General features: G+C 38.9%; 17 protein-coding genes and 1 pseudogene. 16 read left to right on the forward strand and 2 right to left on the reverse strand.

Translation table 11 applies throughout. The annotated features are described in order from the left end of the window. Positions 1–7 precede the first annotated feature (7 nt). From LZ575_RS18530 to LZ575_RS18540, 3 genes are all read left to right on the forward strand, one after another. Positions 8–1,450: an alpha-L-fucosidase gene (locus LZ575_RS18530; RefSeq protein ID WP_235326396.1), complete on the forward strand. Its 1,443-nt coding sequence runs from the start codon at positions 8–10 to the stop codon at positions 1,448–1,450. A gap of 37 nt (positions 1,451–1,487) precedes the next feature. Then, positions 1,488–2,534, forward strand: a complete 1,047-nt coding sequence (locus LZ575_RS18535; RefSeq protein ID WP_235326398.1) for an exo-alpha-sialidase — start codon at positions 1,488–1,490, stop codon at positions 2,532–2,534. 224 nt (positions 2,535–2,758) lie between these two features. After that, positions 2,759–3,739, forward strand: a complete 981-nt coding sequence (locus LZ575_RS18540) for a N(4)-(beta-N-acetylglucosaminyl)-L-asparaginase (RefSeq protein ID WP_235326399.1) — start codon at positions 2,759–2,761, stop codon at positions 3,737–3,739. A 217-nt stretch (positions 3,740–3,956) separates the two neighbouring features. Here LZ575_RS18540 and LZ575_RS18545 read toward each other — a convergent pair. Continuing rightward, positions 3,957–6,195: pseudogene (locus LZ575_RS18545) on the reverse strand (GH92 family glycosyl hydrolase). A gap of 172 nt (positions 6,196–6,367) precedes the next feature. Then, positions 6,368–7,354 carry a glycoside hydrolase family 43 protein gene (locus LZ575_RS18550; RefSeq protein ID WP_235326401.1) on the reverse strand — a complete coding sequence of 329 codons (987 nt, stop codon included), beginning with the start codon at positions 7,352–7,354 and terminating at the stop codon, positions 6,368–6,370. 343 nt (positions 7,355–7,697) lie between these two features. On the opposite strand from LZ575_RS18550, the gene LZ575_RS18555 reads away from it, so the two are divergent. The 13 genes from LZ575_RS18555 (at position 7,698) to LZ575_RS18615 (ending at position 20,414) form a co-directional block, all read left to right on the forward strand. Continuing rightward, the gene (locus LZ575_RS18555; protein ID WP_235326403.1) at positions 7,698–8,000 is read left to right on the forward strand and encodes a carboxypeptidase-like regulatory domain-containing protein; all 303 of its coding nucleotides are present in this window, start codon (positions 7,698–7,700) and stop codon (positions 7,998–8,000) included. Next, complete coding sequence (locus tag LZ575_RS18560; protein ID WP_235326404.1) at positions 7,981–10,287, forward strand: SusC/RagA family TonB-linked outer membrane protein; 2,307 nt, start codon at positions 7,981–7,983, stop codon at positions 10,285–10,287. Before LZ575_RS18555 ends, LZ575_RS18560 begins: the two co-directional genes overlap by 20 nt. 53 nt (positions 10,288–10,340) lie before the next feature. Then, the gene (locus tag LZ575_RS18565) at positions 10,341–10,835 is read left to right on the forward strand and encodes a hypothetical protein (protein WP_235326406.1); all 495 of its coding nucleotides are present in this window, start codon (positions 10,341–10,343) and stop codon (positions 10,833–10,835) included. An 11-nt stretch (positions 10,836–10,846) separates the two neighbouring features. Then, positions 10,847–11,503, forward strand: a complete 657-nt coding sequence (locus LZ575_RS18570; protein ID WP_235326408.1) for a RagB/SusD family nutrient uptake outer membrane protein — start codon at positions 10,847–10,849, stop codon at positions 11,501–11,503. After that, positions 11,469–12,737, forward strand: a complete 1,269-nt coding sequence (locus LZ575_RS18575) for a RagB/SusD family nutrient uptake outer membrane protein (protein WP_235326410.1) — start codon at positions 11,469–11,471, stop codon at positions 12,735–12,737. The genes LZ575_RS18570 and LZ575_RS18575 overlap by 35 nt, the downstream gene beginning before the upstream one ends. Positions 12,738–12,757: 20 nt before the next feature. Then, positions 12,758–13,432 (forward strand): DUF3823 domain-containing protein, encoded by a 675-nt coding sequence (locus LZ575_RS18580; protein WP_235326412.1) that lies wholly within the window; start codon positions 12,758–12,760, stop codon positions 13,430–13,432. A 117-nt stretch (positions 13,433–13,549) separates the two neighbouring features. Further along, positions 13,550–14,200 carry a sugar-binding domain-containing protein gene (locus tag LZ575_RS18585; RefSeq protein ID WP_235326414.1) on the forward strand — a complete coding sequence of 217 codons (651 nt, stop codon included), beginning with the start codon at positions 13,550–13,552 and terminating at the stop codon, positions 14,198–14,200. 46 nt (positions 14,201–14,246) lie between these two features. Then, entirely contained in the window at positions 14,247–15,377 is a 1,131-nt protein-coding gene (locus LZ575_RS18590; RefSeq protein WP_235326416.1) for a glycoside hydrolase family 2 protein, read from the forward strand. Between the two features lie 16 nt (positions 15,378–15,393). Next, positions 15,394–16,587, forward strand: a complete 1,194-nt coding sequence (locus LZ575_RS18595; protein ID WP_235326418.1) for a glycoside hydrolase family 43 protein — start codon at positions 15,394–15,396, stop codon at positions 16,585–16,587. A 19-nt stretch (positions 16,588–16,606) separates the two neighbouring features. Further along, a complete protein-coding gene (locus LZ575_RS18600) occupies positions 16,607–16,993 on the forward strand; it encodes a hypothetical protein (protein WP_235326420.1) in 387 nt (128 codons plus the stop codon). Positions 16,994–17,013: 20 nt separating this feature from the next. Beyond that, positions 17,014–18,027 (forward strand): family 43 glycosylhydrolase, encoded by a 1,014-nt coding sequence (locus LZ575_RS18605; RefSeq protein WP_235326422.1) that lies wholly within the window; start codon positions 17,014–17,016, stop codon positions 18,025–18,027. A 35-nt stretch (positions 18,028–18,062) separates the two neighbouring features. Next, positions 18,063–19,091 carry a cellulase family glycosylhydrolase gene (locus LZ575_RS18610; RefSeq protein WP_235326424.1) on the forward strand — a complete coding sequence of 343 codons (1,029 nt, stop codon included), beginning with the start codon at positions 18,063–18,065 and terminating at the stop codon, positions 19,089–19,091. Between the two features lie 132 nt (positions 19,092–19,223). Next, the gene (locus LZ575_RS18615) at positions 19,224–20,414 is read left to right on the forward strand and encodes an aldose epimerase family protein (protein ID WP_235326426.1); all 1,191 of its coding nucleotides are present in this window, start codon (positions 19,224–19,226) and stop codon (positions 20,412–20,414) included. The last annotated feature ends 5 nt before the right edge of the window (positions 20,415–20,419 follow it).

Here is a 20,419-nt window from a genome sequence, read left to right on the forward strand (position 1 = left end):
CAGGAAGATGCTTAGAATTAACAAAATTAGAATCCTTGTCATATTTGTCCTGGGGTTTTCTTGCCAATTAATAGAAGCACAGGAAGAACAGGGAGTGCACCAACGATCAGAGGAATATGTTGCGCCAAAAGATCCTTTGGTAAAGGAGAAACTTTCGAAATGGGAGAACCAGAAATTTGGGATGCTAATCCATTGGGGAATTTATTCGGTTCCCGGAATTATGGAGTCGTGGAATTTAAATTCTGAAGATTGGATTGAGCGCGACAGTACTATTGCTTATAATGATTACAAAAAATGGTACTGGAATTTAGACAAGATTTTCAACCCTGTTAATTTTGATCCTGAGAGTTGGGCAGATGCTGCGGAAGATGCAGGAATGAAGTACGTAGTTTTCACTACCAAACACCACGACGGTTTTAATATGTTTGATACGCAGCAAACAGATTATAAGATCACCAACGGGCCTTTTCAAAATCATCCAAAAGCGAATGTTGCTAAATACGTGTTCGAGGCTTTCCGCAATAAAGGTTTTATGATTGGAGCTTATTTTTCCAAACCCGATTGGCATTCCCAGTATTTTTGGTGGGATAAATACGCCACTCCAAACAGAAACGCAAATTATGATATTGAAAAATATGATTGGCGCTGGAACAAATTTAAAGAGTTTTCTTTTAATCAAATAAGTGAATTGATGCACGATTATGGAAGCATTGATATTCTGTGGTTAGATGGTGGCTGGATACGGCCAAAAGAAACAGTAAATGACGAAGTTCGTGCCTGGGGTGCACCAATTCCCGAAGCAAGTCAGGAAATTGACATGCCCAAAATCGCTGAAATGGCAAGGGAAGCGCAACCGGGAATCATATTTGCAGATCGTACCGTTCATGGCCCCTACGAAAATTACCAGACACCCGAACGTAAAATTCCCGAAACCAAATTGGATGTTCCTTGGGAAAGTTGCCTGCCCTTAGGAAATAATTGGGGTTACGTGCCAAATGATCCTCTAAAATCCCCAACAACAGTAATTCATAATCTCATAGAGGTTGTTGCCAAAGGAGGAAACATGCTCCTTGGGGTAGGTCCCAAGCCAGATGGAACATTGCCATATGAGGTTGTGAATATATTAGAGAAAATAGGGAACTGGCTGGACAAAAATGGTGAAGCTATTTATCATACTAATGCTATTGATAATTACCAGGACGGTAATGTCTTTTTTACTGAGAACGGAAAAAAGCTGTATGCAATTGCTGTTTTTGAAGATGAAAGTCAATTGCCGGGGACAATTAGCTGGTCTAAAAATTTGCCATCAGAAAAAGCTAAAATTACATTGTTGGAAACAGGGGAGAAGGTTAGATATAAAATAAAAGGAAACAAGTTGGAGGTGGTAATACCCCAAAAAATCAGGTCCACTAAAAACATATCTGCAATTGCATTTTTAATTGAGAATTAAAGTTAAACAGGAGAGTCTTCAATTATTAATATTAAATGTGAGAAAGAAAACAAGGGTTTGTTGGTTTATGATCTTGCTGAGCTGTATTACATCCAGGGCTCAGGAGGATATAGAATTTGAAATTCTTAAAAATGAGTTTATATATTCCGAGGCCGATTTTGCAAGCTCTCATGCCTCTACAGTTGCCGAACTAAAAGACGGTAAATTGATTAGTGCATGGTTTGGCGGTACCCACGAACGCCATCAAGATGTAAGTATTTACACAAGTTTTAAAAAGAAAGGTAAATGGTCTCCTCCTAAAAAGGTTGCAGATGGTGTAATTAATGATAGCTTGCGTTATCCCACGTGGAATCCGGTTTTATTTAACACAGAAAAAACATTATTCCTTTTTTATAAAATTGGACCTTCCCCTTCCACCTGGTGGGGAGCCTATAAAACTTCAGAAGATAACGGGAAAACATGGTCTCATGCTGTATTATTACCATCTGGAATTTTAGGTCCTATAAAGAATAAACCAATTCAGTTAGAAAGTGGCAGGATTATTAGTCCTTCAAGTGTGGAACTGGACGACGGTGAAGTATGGCGTGCACATATGGAAATTTCAGATGATTCAGGAAAAACCTGGAGAAAGATTCTGGTGAATCACGATTCAGAATATAAAGTAATTCAGCCGAGTATTGTTCAGCTAAAAGGAGGAATTTTAAAAGCTTTTTTCCGAAGTGATCAGGATTTTATTTTGGAAAGTGTGAGTAAGGATGATGGAGAAAATTGGTCTGCTTTTACACCCTCAAAATTGCCAAATCCAAATTCCGGAATTGATGCTGTTAGCCTTGATAATGGAATGTTTCTTATGGTTTACAATCCTTTAGCTTCTGGGCGGGATTGGTTTAATGGCAGGAATAAATTAAATCTTGCTGTTTCAAAAGATGCAGAAAACTGGCAGGATATATTGCAATTGGAGAATGAAGCTGAAGGTGAATTTAGTTACCCGGCAATCATCCAGGGAGAAGATGGACAAATTCATATTACGTATACCTACAATCGGGAGAAAATAAATTATGTTAGTTTGAAGTTTCTGAATTAAACTGAAAATGTCAATACCAGTTTTGAATTAGATAAACCCATTGTGAACTATTAAAGAACGTTTATTGATCAAGAAGTGGGGGTGTATTTAAATGATTTTGAATGTAAGATATCCGGATAAAGTTATAGGTGCCAACCTAATTTTTTAACCTCTGCTTCTCACCGAAAGAAAAATGTGGTTTAACAGGATTAAGTGTTTAATTTTTAATTCAATCATATAATATTATGAAAAGAAGAAATTTTATAAGAAATATAGGAATAGCAGGTGTAGGCTTGCCTTTGATCCCTAACAATCTATCTTTTGATTTATCTGGTAATAAGAATATACCAGTTCATAGTCCGGTTTCTATTACCACCTGGAATTTTCAGGAAGCTAATAGAACAGCAGGCGAGTTACTACAAAAGGGAATCTCTGCTCTCGATGCAGTTGAGCAAGGGGTGAGAATAGAAGAGTCAAATATTAAAAATCATACCGTTGGAAAAGGTGGTGCACCAGATAGAGATGGAAAGGTGACTCTGGATGCTATAATAATGGCACCAAATGGTAATTTTGGCAGTGTTGCTTTTCTTGAGAATATTGAACATCCTGTCTCTGTAGCACGAAAGGTTATGGAGGAGACACCACATAATATGTTAGTTGGCGAGGGAGCCTATCAATTTGCATTAAGCCAGGGCTTTGAACCGGAAAATTTATTAACTGAAGAATCGGAAAAACAGTGGAAAAACTGGTTGGTTGAGAAGGAATATAAACCTATTATAAACATTGAAAATCACGACACGATAGGAATGCTTTGCCTGGATTCAAAGGGGGATATAGCAGGTGCCTGTACAACTTCAGGTTTGGCTTACAAAATGAGAGGGCGGGTAGGGGATTCCCCAATAATTGGCTCGGGACTTTTTATTGATAATGAAGTTGGGGGTGCAGTGGCAACAGGTTTGGGAGAAGAAATTCTTAAAAATGTAAGTACATTTTTAATTGTAGAATTAATGCGATCAGGAAAAAGTCCTCAGGAAGCCTGTGAAATTGCGGTAGAGAGGATTGTAAAAAAACCTACAGATTTAAAGGATTTTCAGGTGGCATTTCTGGCACTGAATAAGAATGGAGAGGTAGGCTCTTATTGCATACATCCAGGATTTTCATATGCCCTACATAGCAAAGGGGATGAGGAAGCTGTTCAAAGCAAATCCTATTTAGCTGAAAAATAAATTTCACAATTTTTCTTTTAATCAAAGGAGAATTCCGGAGAGAGGTTCAGGTTACGATATTTTATAAAATGCGAATAAAAATTATATGGATTCTTTTATTTATTCCTCCAATTTAAATTTTTGATGCATTATAAGAAATATCCTGGTTAAAATTTGAAAATTAAATTTGTGAAACTCTGACTCAAAAATTGCCCTCCCGGGAGCTGCCAAAAGCTGTTTATCTTATTTCGGAATTGCTGGTTGAACTCATGTAAAATTTTAATTCCCCACCTTTTAAAATTTCCTCGTGCTGTATAAATGGTTTTTCCAGTTTCCTTCCGTTCAATTCTACTTTTTCAACAAAAACATTTTCTTCGCTCTGGTTTTCCGCAATAATCTTGAATTTCTTTCCATTCTCCAGATTAATAAGGCCTTCATTAACTGCAGGGCTTCCCAGAGCATATTCCACACTTCCGGGAGCAACCGGATAAAAACCTAAAGAACTAAAAATGTACCAGGCACTCATTTGCCCAAAATCATCATTACCTCCCAACCCGTCTGCACTCGGTTTGATATTGATCTTTTAATATCATTCTTATTTTATCCTGAGCTTTCCAGGGAGTATTGGTCCAATTGTATAAATATGCGACGTGATGGGAGGGCTCATTTCCATGAACATAATTTCCAATAATGCCTTCCCGCGAAATATCTTCGGTATTTGCAAAATATTTATCCGGAAGATCCATAGTAAATAACGAATCGAGGTGTTGTGAGAATTTTTCTTTACCACCCATCAATTCCATCATTTCAGCCGGAGCGTGAGGTACATATAAACTATAGTTCCAGGCATTTCCTTCAATGAATCCCTGGCCGTGAGTGTCCAGCGCATCAAATTCCTTCTTAAAGCTACCATCACTCAATTTAGGCCTCATAAATCCCGATTTTGAATCATAGACATTTCGGTAGTTTTCAGAACGCTTTATAAACTCCTTATAGATATCTTCCCTACCTAATTTTTTGGCAGCCTGTGCTATCGCCCAGTCATCATAAGCATACTCTAAAGTTTTTGAGACCGAAGCTCCATTTTTATCCTCAGGCACATATCCCATATCCATATAATACTGAAGGCCATCGTAATAGCCCGTTTTTGCTGTTTGCACCATGGCTTCTAAAGCCTTTTCCTGATCAAAATCGGCGTTACCTTTTACAATAGCATCTGCAATAACAGATACGCTGTGGTAGCCTATCATACACCAGTTTTCATTGGCATAATGGGACCACACCGGAAGCATAGTATGCACGCTTTGATCATAATGGGCCATCATGGACTCTACCATGTGAGCATTTCTTTTTGGCTGTAGTACATTGAAAAGAGGATGCAATGCGCGATAGGTATCCCACAGGGAGAAACTTGTATAATTTGTGAAACCTTCAGCCTTATGAATTCCCTGGTCAATCCCGCGGTATTGTCCATCTGTATCCATATATTCCGTAGGACCTAAAAAGGCGTGGTACATAGCGGTGTAGAAGTTCACCATATCCTCACGTTTATCTGTTTTAACAATAACTTTGTTAAGTTCTTTATTCCATTTGTCCCGTGCTTCTTTCTTTACCTGTTCAAAGTTCCAGTGAGGAATTTCTTTTTTCATATTTTCTAAAGCACCTTCAGCACTTACAGGAGATATTGCAAGTTTCACCTTTACCTTATCATTCACCTTCGTGTCAAAATCAAAATACATTCTAATTTTTTCTCCTGCTATTTCAGGGAAGTTACGGGATTGATCAAATTTCCTCCAGAAACCACCATACACCTGTTGGTCATATCTCTCCCGGCCGTAATTTTTAATGGGTTTGTCAAATGAAAGAGCAAAATATACTTTTCTGGTTCTGGCCCAGCCATTGGTTTGGCGGTATCCTGTCACTAAAGTATCGTTTTCTACCCTTACAAAAGTCCATACATTTTTATCATCATAATTATAAATTCCCGCTACAAGGTCCAGGATTATGTGAGAAGTTCCGGCTTCCGGAAAAGTATACTGGTGCATCCCAACACGGCTGCTTGCCGTCAATTCTGCTTTGATGTTATAGTCTTTTAAGAGGACGCTGTAATAGCCGGGTTCCGCAGTTTCCTCCTTATGGGAGAACCTGGATCGATAGCCGCTGTCAGGATTAGTTTCAGTTCCGGGATTAAGTTTTAAATCTCCGGTAGTAGGCATAATTAAAAAATCCCCAAGATCGGAATGTCCTGTTCCGCTAAAGTGGGTATGGCTAAATCCCACAATGGTTTCATCATCGTATTGATATCCTGCACAATATTTATAAACATCAGGATTGTATTTTCCATCTACGGCGTAAGGAATAGTATCGGTATCAGGACTTAACTGTACGCTTCCAAAAGGCACTGTCGCTCCGGGATAGGTGTGTCCCATTTTTGCAGTTCCTATGAAGGGATCTACATATTGAGCAAGGTCCTCCAGATTTTCTAATTCTACATTATCTCCTTCTTTGGCAACAGATTTTTCGCAGCTTGTGAAGAAGGGTAATACAACAGCACAAATGCTTAAGTATAGAAGATCTTTTGAAGGGAGAGAGATTTATTTTTCAATGGGTGCAGTATCATTAAATGTTCTATTAGTCGCTTCGAGGTAATTACTTTTTTAAAGGATAGGCTTCTACACCTTCATGAGTTATAGTTACAGGCTTTATCAATCCATTTTCGTCGAAGTGCATTTCTTCAATAGAAGTCACCCTGGAGTTTCTATCGGTTTCACCAAGAGGCCTGCGATGATAAACTATATAATATTTTTCTTCATTAGGTACTTTAATGACTGAATGATGTCCTGCTCCGGTAGCAATTTTTGGATCCTGCTGGAGAATTTTTCCAATACGTTTAAATGGCCCCATAGGGGAATCAGCAATGGCATAAGCAACGCTGTAATCTGGTCCTGTCCATCCGCCTTCAGACCACATAAAATAATATTTTCCATCTTTTACGAACATAAATGGGCCTTCCACATAATTATCAGGAGTTACTTCTTTAAAGATTTCACCATTTTCAAAGGGTACAAAGCCCGTAAAATCATCATTTAATTTGGCAATATTGCAGTGACGCCATCCTCCGTATATGAGGTAATGCTCCCCGTCTACATCTTTAAATACAAATTGATCTATTGGTTGTGCTCCATTGTGAAATTTATCAATAAGGGGTTTACCTATATGATCTTTATAGGGTCCTTCAGGAGTAGAAGCAACTGCAACTCCAATCCCACCTTTTTCTTCGTTGCTCTGGATGTCGTTTGCTCCAAAGAACAGGAAGTAACGATCATCTTTCTTTATTATGGAAGGAGCCCAAACTGCCCTGTTAGCCCATTTAATTGCAGAGGTGTCCAATACCTTTTCATGTTTTGTCCAGTTGACAAGATCGGGAGAAGAAAAGGCATCAAAGAAAACCTGCTTCTCGTATGGAGCAGAGTAGGTTGGAAAAATCCAGTATGTGTCGTCAAAAATAATTCCTTCAGGATCTGCATACCACCCGGGAAAAACAGGATTGTTATTACCGGAAGTTTCTGATTGGTTTTTTTGAGCTGAACATCCTACTCCAAAAAAAAGGATAGACAAATAGAGGAGATTTTTCATAAATAAGTTTTAAAATAAAAGCGTAAGATAGACATTCTTTTAAAAGGTTAATCGTTTTAGCTTAAATAAATTTATCAATAAATAGGTGAGAGACTGAGCAAATTAAGGAGATATTAAACTTTTTGAGAAAAAAATTAATATAAATTTTTGATAATTTAAAAATAAGAGTAATATTTACGTTTATAAAACTATATCGATTTAGCCTTTCCTATTTCCTGAATATTTTATTGTCCCCCTGAAACAAAATTTATAATTAAAAATGGCTAATCATTAGGAGGAAGGATATAGATGAAGATTCTGGAATTGTTTAACCTGAAATATTAATTACTTAAAATGAATATCAATGAAAAAACTATTACATGCCTTCTTGAAGAAGAGTCTTTTTCTGGTTCCTGTTTTTATGTGTTTTCTTGGAACACAACAATCATTTTCGCAGGACCAAATTGAAGTTACTGGAAATGTTACGGGTGAGGACGATTTACCGCTCCCGGGTGTTACGGTAATGGTGAAGGGTACAACCAATGGCGTTGTTACAGATTTTGATGGAAATTACAGCATAAATGCACCGGACAATTCTACCTTGGTTTTTACTTATGTAGGTTTTGCATCAAGAGAGGTTGCTGTTGATGGAGTACCGTGTAATTAATGTTGTATTAAGAGAAGACGTTTCGGCACTTGATGAAGTGGTAGTAACAGGATATGGAACTCAGGAGAAACGATCTATAACAGGCGCAATTTCCACAGTGACAAGTGAAGACCTGGAAAGGGTGCACGGTGGTGCTACGGTAAGTTCTGGTCTCGCTGGAAAACTATCGGGAGTTAACTTCCGGATGAATGATGGACGCCCAGGTGCAGGTGCGAGTATCCAGATAAGAAATATGGGAACTCCTCTATATGTTATAGATGGAATCCAGCAAGATGAAGGCCAATTCAACAACCTTGCTCCGGGAGATATAGAAAGTCTCACCATACTTAAGGACGCCTCAGCTGCTATATATGGTGTGAGAGCGGCAAATGGAGTTGTGGTTGTTACAACTAAACGAGGAAAAAGAAATACTAAGAGCACGGTTACTATTAACGCTTATACAGGTTGGCAAAATTGGTCTAGATTTCCTGAGCCCGTAACTAATTCTTATGATTATGTGAGGCTACAGGCAGAAGCTGAGGTCAACCAGTTTGGATCAACAAATATAACTCAGGATGAACTTGAGAGATATAGAGTTGGAACAGAGGAAGGATATAAGTCCTTTAACTGGAAAGATTTTATTATTAAGAAGAATGCCCCGCTAACCAGTGTGCAGGTGAGCGCTTCCGGTGGTTCTGAGAATATAAATTACTATTTATCTGCTACAGATTTGTCTCAGGAATCAGTATTAGGTGATGAATTTAGATTTGATAGGAGCAATATCCAAAGTAATGTGAATGCAAGCATTACAGATCGCTTACAGGTTGGTGTTCAAATTAATGGAAGAATTGAAACAAGGGAAAATCCGGGAATACCAGGGTTTGATGATTATTGGTTACCACGATTTGCAATCTTAAGGAACCGACCTTACGAGCGGCCATATGCCAATGATAATCCGGAATATCTAAACGATATTGGTCATAACGAAACCAACTGGGCATTACATAATTTCGAAATAGGAGGATACAAACTTGATACCTGGAGAGTACTTCAAAACAACTTTACTGCAGAATATGATATTCCTTATATTGAAGGGCTTGAAATAAGCGGTATGTACTCTTATTATATTGCAGATCATGTAATGGATGGGCATGAATATACCTATGAGGCTTATACTTATGATCCAGAGAGTGAAACTTATAACGTAACTGGTGGTAGTACTAACCCATGGAGAGAGCGCGAACAAAATAAAGTTATTCGTAATATATACCAGGGACAGCTACAATATAAGAGAGACTTTGGTGACCACGCCGTAGACGCTATGTTTATCGTAGAGCGGCAGGAAGCAAAATATACCCGAAATTGGGTTCATGCTGTACCGCAAACCAATACTTTACCGCTTATTTATTTTTCTGATGTGGATACTTATGATGATAGTGAAAGTGAAGAAGCTAGAATAGGGTACATTGCAAGAATCAGTTATAATTTCAGAGATAAATATTACCTGGAACTTTCCGGAAGAAGAGATGCATCCTGGAAATTTCATCCTGATAAAAGGGTAGGGTACTTCCCTTCTGCATCAGCAGGTTGGAGAATTACTGAAGAACCTTTTATGGAGAATCTTTTGGGGTCAGATAGTTTTCTTAATGATTTGAAAATAAGAGGATCTTATGGAGTGTTGGGAGATGATGATATTGGTATTGGAGCATTTGATTATAGAGTAGGATATAACTACAACCAGGGGGTAGCTATTTTAGATGGTGTTCCAGTTATAGCAAGTAGGGATCGGGGTCAGCCTATTACCAATATTACATGGTTTAAAAGTAAGATTACAGACATAGGTTTAGATGCTTATTTCTTTGACAACAAGCTCTCTGCAACTTTTGATTACTTCTACAGGTTGCGTACAGGATTAAGGGGTAGAAAATACGATATTCTTCTTCCAAACGAATTAGGATATGGACTACCAGATGAGAATGTGAATAGTGATGCTTCTTTTGGAGTTGAAGGAGCAATAGGGTACAATGATAAAATTGGAGAAGTAACATTTAACGTTTCTGCAAATGCTTCCCTGGCCCGAAATAAATTTATTTCCTCGTATAAGCCGCGATTTAACAATTCCTGGGACCAATACAGGAACTCCAGTGAAGACCTTATCAAAATATTTTCTGGGGGTACACTGCACTTGGGCAGTTCCAGTCTCAGGAAGAAATTGATAATTACCCGGTCAATATTGACGGAAGAGGAAATGAAAGTCTTCTTCCCGGAGATATTATTTATGAAGACGTTAATGATGATGGAAGAATAGATGGATATGATCAGCGGCCAATTGGTTTTAATAACTACAGTCCTCGGGTAAACATGGGATTGAGTATTTACGTTGCTTACAAAGGTTTTGACTTTTCGGCAGATTTTTCAGGAGCATCAGGATATTCTTATAACCAGGAGTGGGAAACCAGAATACCTTTCCAAAATGGTGGAGCTTTAAATGAAATATTTTTAGATAGGTGGCATCGAGCAGATCCTTTTGATCCAGATAGTGAATGGATACCCGGCAAATATCCTGCTTTACGTTACAATAATAGTGGGCACAGTAACTACAATAAAAATTCGACTTTCTGGTTGCATAATGTTACATATTTAAGAGCGAGAACTTTAGAATTAGGATATTCTTTGCCGGAAAGTTTATTGACAAAACTTAACCTGGAAAGAGCAAGGTTCTATGTAAATGGATACAACCTATTTTCTTTCGATAATCTAAAAGATTTTGGAATTGATCCGGAAATTTCTGATACCAACGGGTTACAGTATCCTCAGAATAAATTTGTTAATGTGGGAGTGAATATCTCTATATAAATTTAGAAAAAATGAAAAAGCACGTAATAGTATTTTTAATAATGGCAATTATTGCCGTGGGTTGTACCTCAGATCAGGAATTCCTGGACAGAGAACCCACAAATATCCTAACAGAGGATCAAATTTTTAGTGATCCTGAATTGCCCGTATCCATTTTGGCAGATTTGTATAATCGTTATCATGACTTCGGCAGCGTGGAACAGTGGTGGACCCTGGCAGATTTTAATCAGGCGTTCTACTCAAATCAGGGAGATTACTGGCGTTTTCAAAATCCAGAGCGGGGCTATGGAGACTGGGGTACCTGGGATTATGGCTATATAAGACATATGAACCTTTTTATTGAAAGGCTTGAAGCTTCAGAAGCACTGGACGAAGAAGATAGGAATGCTTTAATAGCAGAGACCAGGTTTCTTCGGGCTTCTTATTACTTCACACTGGTTAAACGAATGGGGGGTGTACCTCTTATAACTGAATCCCTGACTTACGATTTTAGCGGCGATCCTACATACCTGCAAACTCCACGTTCAACTGAAGCTGAAATATATGATTTTGTTATCCAGGAGGCAGAAGAAATTAAAGACATGTTGCCTGCTAATGCAAACAGGAAATCACGAGCTACAAAAGGGGCCGTTCTTGCAATGCAAAGTCGGGCCGCTTTATACGCTTAGTTCAATTGCAAAGTATGGGAGTGGAACTCCCCAGGTTTCTCTTCCGGGTGGAGAAGTGGGTATTCCGGCTTCCAGAGCAGATGGATATTATCAAACCGCCCTTGATGCAGCACAGGCTATTATTAACGGCGAAGCGGGAGCTTATTCACTTTATATGAAAAAACCAGAGCTTTCTGAAAATTTCGCGAGTATTTTCTACGATAAATCTAACAATCCGGAAGCCATTTTTGTAGAAGATTATATGTTGCAAAGTGGAAAAGTGCATGGCTTTACTATTGCCAATCAGCCAAGGTATGGTGCAGAAGAGGAAGAGGGAGGGAGAATTAATCCATCTTTAAATCTTGTTCAGTCCTTTGAAACTATTGAAGGTGAATGTAAACCTTTACCTATAAAAGATGCCTCTGGAAATTTTATAGAATATGAGGAACCAGAGGACCTTTTTGCAGGTAGGGATGCCCGTTTACAGGGAACTGTAATAGTACCAGGCTCAACTTTCAAAGGTAGAGAAGTGGATATAATGGCCGGGATACTGCTTCCTGGTGGAGAAATCGTTTCAGGGGATGCCCGGGGTCAACAAAAAGAATTTCCAGGTTCAAACGGGCAGGAAAAGGTTGTAGGTTTTGATGGACCTGTAGATGGTCTGGAACATACTGCCCAAACTAAGTTTTACCTCAGAAAATATTTAGATCCAAAAGCGGGGTCTGGACAACGTGGCGTTCAAAGTGACGTGTGGTTTATCAGGTATCGTTATGCAGAAGTATTATTAAACGCAGCTGAAGCAGCCTTTGAATTGGGTCAAACAGGTATTGCTGCAGATTATATGAACCAGGTACGTTCCAGAGCAGGAATTATTACCGAACTTACTCCGGGAGACATTAATTTTGACAGAATTGCCCATGAGAGATACGTAGAGTTTGCCTTTGAAGGTCTTTATTTCTTTGATCTAAAAAGATGGAGATTAGCCCATACTGTTCTGGATGGAACCGCTATGTCTGAAGGTGATGTGGTTGAAGATGTTTGTGATCCAACAGATAAAAATACTCAACCTTATGGTCTATGGCCATACAAAATTTACAATCCTGGGAGTGAAGATCATGAAGATTGGGTTTATGATATTGTCCTTCCCTCAAGAGTAACAGGAGCCTACCGTTTTAGGTTAGGAAATTATTATTCCGAAATAGGGCAGGATATTCTCAACAACAATCCGTTGATAGTAAGAAATCCAAATCAATAACAGAAACAAAAAGTAAACTTATGAAAACTATATATTTTATTTTATTTCTTGGAGTCATCCTGTCACTGGGATCCTGTGAAATTGATAATTATGACGAACCGGATGCATTATTTTCCGGTCAGCTTACATATCAGGGTGAGCCTGTAAGGGTTGCAGCAGATGAGGTGAGATTTCAGCTTTGGCAAACTGGATTTGGGAATGAAGGTCCTTTAGATGTTCATGTTGCGCAGGATGGATCATTTAGTGCAGTTCTTTTTAGTGGAGAATACCTGCTGAGTCTTCTAAGTGGAGAAGGTCCATTCCAGGCAAACACTGGTGAGGAACAGATAATTATTAATGGGAATACAACTATGGATATCGAGGTAACTCCCTATTATATGATCAGCAATGCAGCCTATAATGTTTCAGGAAATGTAGTTGAAGGATCTGCAAGTTTAAATCAAATCATTACAGGAGAAGGTGGAAGAAATGTTGAGCGGGTAACACTTTACCTTAACGACGCACAATTCGTTTCAGAAAATAGTGATGAAAATATTGCGGGAGGTGATGCAAACCTGGAAGATTTAAGTAACCTTATGATGAGCGTTGAAATTCCAGGCGACTATGACAGGAACTATATTTTCGCCCGAATTGGAGTGAAAATAGAAGGAGTTGAAGATATGTTATTTTCTCCTGTCCAAAAATTAACTTTGTAGCAAGTACCCAAATATTAATCCCCTTAGAAGGAGTACGGTAAAATTGTTAGATAGAATTTCTAAGAAAATCTACAGAACAAAATTATGTGTACTCCTTCTTAAATAAAGAATTTAAAAATGTTTAAAAAGAGAAATAATCAATTCTTAATTATTGTATTGCTGTTAATATTCCTATCACCTGCTCTGCAAGCTCAATGGAAACCAGCTGGAGATAAGCTTAAGACCACCTGGGGTGAAAATCTGGATCCCAACAATGTTCTTCCGGAATACCCCCGGCCAATTATGGAGCGAAACGATTGGCAAAACCTGAATGGACTTTGGGATTATAAAATAACAAAACGAGGAGAGCCACGGCCAACCCAGATGGATGGAAAAATTCTGGTTCCTTTTGCGGTTGAATCCAGTCTTTCCGGAGTAATGAAAACCGTGGGTACTGATCAGGAACTTTGGTACAATACCAGCTTTAATGTGCCAAAATCGTGGAGAAATAAGAGCATTATGCTCAATTTTGGAGCTGTAGACTGGCGAGCTGATGTTTGGATTAATGACATCAAAATTGGTTCTCACGAAGGTGGTTTTGATCCTTTTTCTTTTGATATTTCACCTTTCCTTGTAAGTGGGCAATCTCAGAAACTAACTGTTAAAGTATGGGATCCTTCTAATGACGGACCTCAACCTAGAGGAAAGCAGGTAAAAAATCCTGAAGGAATTTGGTACACACCTGTTACAGGTATTTGGCAAACAGTTTGGCTGGAGCTAAGTAAATAAGAAGAAAATTGAAGACCTAAGATTTATCCCTAACATTGATCAAAATGTGGTAAAATTTTCTGCTGAAACTTCCAATTCTGCCTATGGAGATCTTGTTGAAGTTACTGTTTATGATGGTTCAAAAGAGATCAAAAAGGTGAAAGCATCTGCTGATCAGGATTTTGAAATTTATATAGATAACCCGAAGTTGTGGTCCCCGGAATCTCCTTTTCTTTATAGAACAACCGTAAAACTTATAAGTGACGGTAAGGTAACAGATGAGGTGAAGAGTTATTTTGCCATGAGGAAAATCTCTAAAAAACGGGACGAAAACGGCATCGTTAGGATGCAACTTAATAACGAAGATTATTTCCATTTTGGACCACTGGACCAGGGATGGTGGCCTGATGGTTTATACACCGCCCCAACAGACGAAGCTCTTAAATATGATATCGTAAAAACCAAAGAAATGGGTTTCAACATGATTCGTAAGCACGTTAAAGTAGAACCTGCAAGATGGTACACGCACTGTGATGAACTTGGAATTCTGGTTTGGCAGGATATGCCAAATGGTGATGCTCAACCCAATTGGCAAATGAGAAAATACTTTGAAGGGAATGAACTTCAAAGATCGGCAGAATCAGAAGCTATTTTCCGAAAAGAATGGAAGAACATTATGGATTACCTGTACTCTTATCCCAGTATAGTGGTGTGGGTACCTTTTAATGAAGCCTGGGGACAATTCAAAACTGAAGAAATTACTGAGTGGACGAAGAATTACGATCCTTCCAGGTTGGTAAACTCTGCCAGTGGCGGGAATCATTTCCAAACAGGAGATATTCTTGATCTTCATAATTATCCAGATCCTTCCTTATACCTTTATGACGCGCAAAGAGTAACAGTTTTGGGAGAATACGGTGGAATAGGCCTGGCTTTGGAGGACCACCTGTGGGCAACCGACAGGAACTGGGGTTATGTAGAATTTAAAAATTCAAAAGAAGTTACCGACCAGTATGTGAAATTTGCTGAAAAACTGGAGCGCCTGGTGAAAACTGGATTTTCTGGGGCGGTGTATACTCAAACCACCGATGTTGAAGGAGAGGTGAATGGTTTGATGACTTATGACAGAAAAGTAGATAAGTTGGATATCGAAAGAATAAGACAAGCGAACCAGGAAGTCATTAATGCCTTAGATTAAAGTATTTCTCCATTAAATGAAGAACTTTTATTTTATCATCCTGGGTTTAGTAGCCATAATGATTGTTTCCTGTAAACAAGATCATTCGGCTGCTGAACCAGTTGATGAAGCTGCGGTAAGTTTAAATTATTCGAATCCCGTAATTTCCGGAGATTTCGCAGACCCTTCAGTTATTCGGGTAGAGGATACGTACTATGCTGTTGGTACATCATCAGAATGGGCGCCACATTTTCCCTTATTCACTTCAAAAGATCTGAGAACCTGGGAACAGCAATCTTATGCATTACCTGAAACACCCGAGTGGGCATCTTCCTCTTTTTGGGCGCCTGAATTATTCCATTACAACAACACCTTTTATTTGTACTACGTGGCGAAAAGGAAAAGTGATGGTATCTCCTGTATTGGAGTAGCAACTTCTAAAGATCCACTCCAGGGTTTTGAAGATCAGGGTGTACTATTATCCTATGGGAATGAAGCCATAGATCCTTTTATTATAGAAGATGAGGATCAGCTTTACCTTAGCTGGAAAGCTTATGGCCTTGCAGAAAGGCCAATAGAAATTCTTGCTGCAAAACTTTCAAAAGATGGTTTGGAAGTGGAAGGTGAACCTTTTTCGTTATTAAAAGATGAGAATTCCCGCGGAATTGAGGGGCAATACATAATTAAAAAGGATAATTTTTATTACCTCTTTTATTCTGAAGGTGCTTGCTGTGGCAGAAACTGTGATTACGATATTCGGGTAGCCCGGGCAGAATCTTTTTCCGGTCCGTATCAAATTTATAAAGGTAATCCCATTCTGAAGGAAAATAAAGAGTGGAAGTGTCCCGGGCATGGAACTATGGTTCAGGCTGAAGACGGGAGGTGGTTTTATATGTATCATGCCTACAGTCAGGAAGACGATGTTTATACCAGTAGACAGGCGTTGTTAGACGAAATTAGCTGGGATCAGGATTCAGGTTGGCCGCAATTTAAAAGTGCAGATGCTCCTTCCTCCGTGGCAGATATTTCTGAGCAGGCAGAGAAGCAAAAAGTCAATAACTCCTTTCGGGATGATTTTAAGTCTTCTTCTCTTTCTCCTGTTTGGCAATGGGATTTTAGAAATGCTGAGCCTGAAGTAAAACTGGAAGATGGGAACCTTATTTTATCAGGAAATACTAAAGAGGATAACAAGGCAGGAACAGTTCTCACTGTAAGGCTTGGCTTTTGGTGATTATGAAATTAGCACCGAAGTGATAAACAGAAACCCTTCCTATAAAGGACTGGTTTTATATGGAGATGCAAATCAGGCAGTACTTTTTGGACTAGAGGCAGGTAAACTTCAGCTAGTGGAAATAAAAGATAACGTGAAAACTGTTTTAGCTGAAGAAGCTATTAGTTCAGAAGCAGCTTTGAACATAAAAATGCTGGTTGAAGATGGTTATAAATGCAGGTTCTTTTGGAGCCTGAGTGAAGATCAATGGAAGGAAATCCAGGGTGCCACTACCGATTTCTATGATGGCAATTATCTTCCGCAATGGGACAGGAGCGCCAGGCCCGGCTTGTTCCATAATGGAAGTAATCAGGAGCTTACGAAATTTTCATTTTTTGCTATCAGCTATAACATTGAAGAATTATGATTCGGGAGCTATATTTAATAATGTGCTTTGTGCTTATTGCTTTCTCCGGATCTGCACAGGAAAAAACGTTTACTAATCCTCTAATGCCCTCGGGAGCCGATCCTTATAGTACTTACCACGATGGCCATTATTATTATACAAATACGGCAGGCAATCGCCTCGTGCTTTGGAAAACAAAAAGCCTTGCCGATTTAAAATCTGCTGAGAAAAAAACAATTTGGGTACCTCCTCCAAATACTCTCTATTCAAAAAATATTTGGGCGCCGGAGGTACATTTCATTGATAACAAATGGTATGTCTATTTTGCTGCAGATGATGGCCAAAATGAAAACCACAGGATGTATGTGGTGGAAAATACTTCCGAAGATCCTTTGACGGATAACTGGGTGTTTAAAGGGAAGTTGGCAACAGAATCAGATAAATGGGCTATAGACGGAAATGTCTTCAGATATAAAGATCAATTATATATGATCTGGTCCGGCTGGGAAGGCAACGAAAATGGACAACAGAATATTTATATCGCCAAAATGAGAAACCCTCACGAAATGGAGGGAGAAAGAACTTTAATAGCGCAGCCCGTAAATTCCTGGGAAACTTATGGGTATTTAGGTGCTGGCTCAAATCCTTCCCACGTTTACGTGAACGAGGGGCCGCAGTTTCTTTCAAGAGGAGGTGAAGTTTTTATCGTTTTTTCTGCCAGCGGATGTTGGACAGATAATTACAGTCTTGGTCTGTTAAGTTTTGATGAAACAAAAGACCTGTTGGATCCTTCTGCCTGGACTAAGCATAAAAAACCCATTTTTCAGCAGTCGGGTGAAAATGAAGTGTATGGTCCCGGGCATAATTCCTTTTTTAAGTCACCTGATGGTACTGAGGACTGGCTGCTGTATCACGCTAACTCAGAACCGGGCGAGGGTTGTGGAAGAGAAAGATCGCCAAGAATGCAGAAAATTTCATGGAATAAGGACGGTACTCCCAATTTAGGAATTCCTGTTCCCGAAGGCAGGGAACTACCTGTACCTTCAGAACCATAAATAAGATGATTATTAATAGCTAAAAAAAGAGAAAAATGATAAAGAATTTTATTTTAGCCCTTACTGTACTTTTTACATTTCAAACTGTTGCTTCCCAGGAAGTAGCATCTCTTGTAGAAAATAACAGATGGTCTATAGAAAAGGCAGAAGAATGGTACGCCGAACATGACTGGATTACAGGAGCCAATTTCATTCCCAGTACTGCAATTAACCAGCTTGAAATGTGGCAGGCTGATACTTTTGATGCTGAAACCATAGACCGGGAATTGGGTTTTGCTGAAGAGATTGGCTTTAATACCATGCGGGTATATCTTCATAGCCTTGTTTATAAAGCTGACAAAGAAGGATTCAAAAAGAGAATTGAACAGTATCTTAAAATTGCAGACAAACATAACATCAAGACCATTTTCGTCTTTTTTGATGACGTTTGGGATGCAAATCCCAAAATTGGGAAACAGCGAGCACCGAAGCCTGGAATCCATAATTCCGGCTGGATGCAGGATCCCGGGTATCCTGCTTCAAATAATGAGGCCCTCTTTCCGGAGCTGGAAGTTTATGTAAAAGATATTTTGAGGACCTATGCCAATGATGAGCGTGTTCTTTTCTGGGATTTATACAATGAACCCGGCAACAATAATAAAGGAAATGAATCCCTTCCTTTGCTTAAAAAGGTTTTCACCTGGGCAAAAGAAGTAAACCCTTCCCAACCTGTATCTGTTGGACTTTGGGCGTGGAATTTAACCGATCTTAACGCCTACCAGGCATTACATTCTGATATTATTACCTACCACGATTATGAGTCGCCGGACTGGCATAGGAGGGTAATCGAACTTTTGAAATCTCACGGCCGTCCTATGATATGTACGGAATATATGGCTCGTACCCGTAATAATTATTTTCAGAACACTTTACCAATGTTGAAAGAATACAATGTTGGTGCTATTAACTGGGGATTAGTAAACGGAAAAACAAATACGATCTATGCCTGGGATACCCCTATTGAAAGTGGCGCTGAGCCTGAGGAATGGTTTCATGATATTTTCAGAAAAGATGGCACTCCTTAAGCAGGAAGAAGTAGATCTAATTAAAAAATTGAACAAAGAAGCTTCCGAATAATCAAATTAAAGGATAGATACTTTTGTAGCATTACATTCAAATATTAATAATACTTATAAAATCTGCATAATACTTTAGAGATGATACAATCTAAAAAACTTTACATTCTCCTTATTGGCGCTCTTGTGCTGGCAGCTTCCTGCAAAGAGGACAAAAAAGTTGAAAATCCCGATAACAATATGACTACAAAAGCAGAAACTTCTGAGCACAATTTACAAGCTAAAAATTTTAACACTGTAATTGATGAAAAAGAAGTGAAACTCTACTGGATAAAGAATGACAGCATAGAAGTAGCATTTACGAATTTCGGTGGTCGAATAGTAGGACTATGGGTTCCCGATGAAAATGGAGAGATGACAGATGTTGTTGTCGGGATGAACAGTGTTTTCGGATTTGCTAATTCAACTGAGCCTTATTTTGGTGCTACCATAGGGAGGGTAGGTAACCGTATTGCAAAGGGGAAGTTTCAGCTCAATGGGCAGGAATATACAATTCCAGCCAATAACAATGGAAATTCCCTTCATGGAGGAAACAAAGGTTTTCAATATGTTGTTTGGGATGCGGAGCAGCCGGATGATAAAACTCTAATACTTACATATAGGTCACCCGATGGAGAGGAAGGATTTCCTGGAAATCTTGATGTAAAAGTTACTTATTCGGTAACTACCGACAGGGCAATAAAAATGGAGTATGAAGCTACTACAGATAAATCTACTCCTGTAAATCTTACTAATCATGCCTTTTTTAATCTCAATGGCGAAGGCAGTGGAACAATCCTGGATCACAAAGTTGAAATTTATGCCGACAAGTTTACTCCGGTAGATGGAGGATTAATTCCTACGGGTGAATTAAAAGATGTAGAAGGTACCCCTTTTGATTTTCGGGAGCCGCATACTATAGGAGAGTTTATTGAAGCTGATAATGAACAGCTGAAAAACGGGGATGGTTACGATCATAACTTTGTTCTGAATGGCACCATGGAGAACGGTATGAATAAAGCCGCCACTTTTATTGGAGACAAATCCGGTATCAAAATGGAAGTTTTTACTGAAGAGCCGGGAGTTCAGTTTTACAGCGGTAATTTTATGGAGAGCAAAAATACGTTCAAAGGTGGAGCTAAAGATGATTATCGAACAGCCTTTGCTTTGGAAACCCAACATTTCCCTGATGCCCCAAACCAAAAAGATTTTCCTTCTATTACACTGGAACCGGGGGAAGAATACAATACAGTTTCTATTTATAAATTCTCTACTGTTGGAGATAAAAATTAAATTTT

The organism is Antarcticibacterium sp. 1MA-6-2 (assembly GCF_021535135.1).
In the GTDB taxonomy this organism is placed as follows: domain Bacteria; phylum Bacteroidota; class Bacteroidia; order Flavobacteriales; family Flavobacteriaceae; genus Gillisia.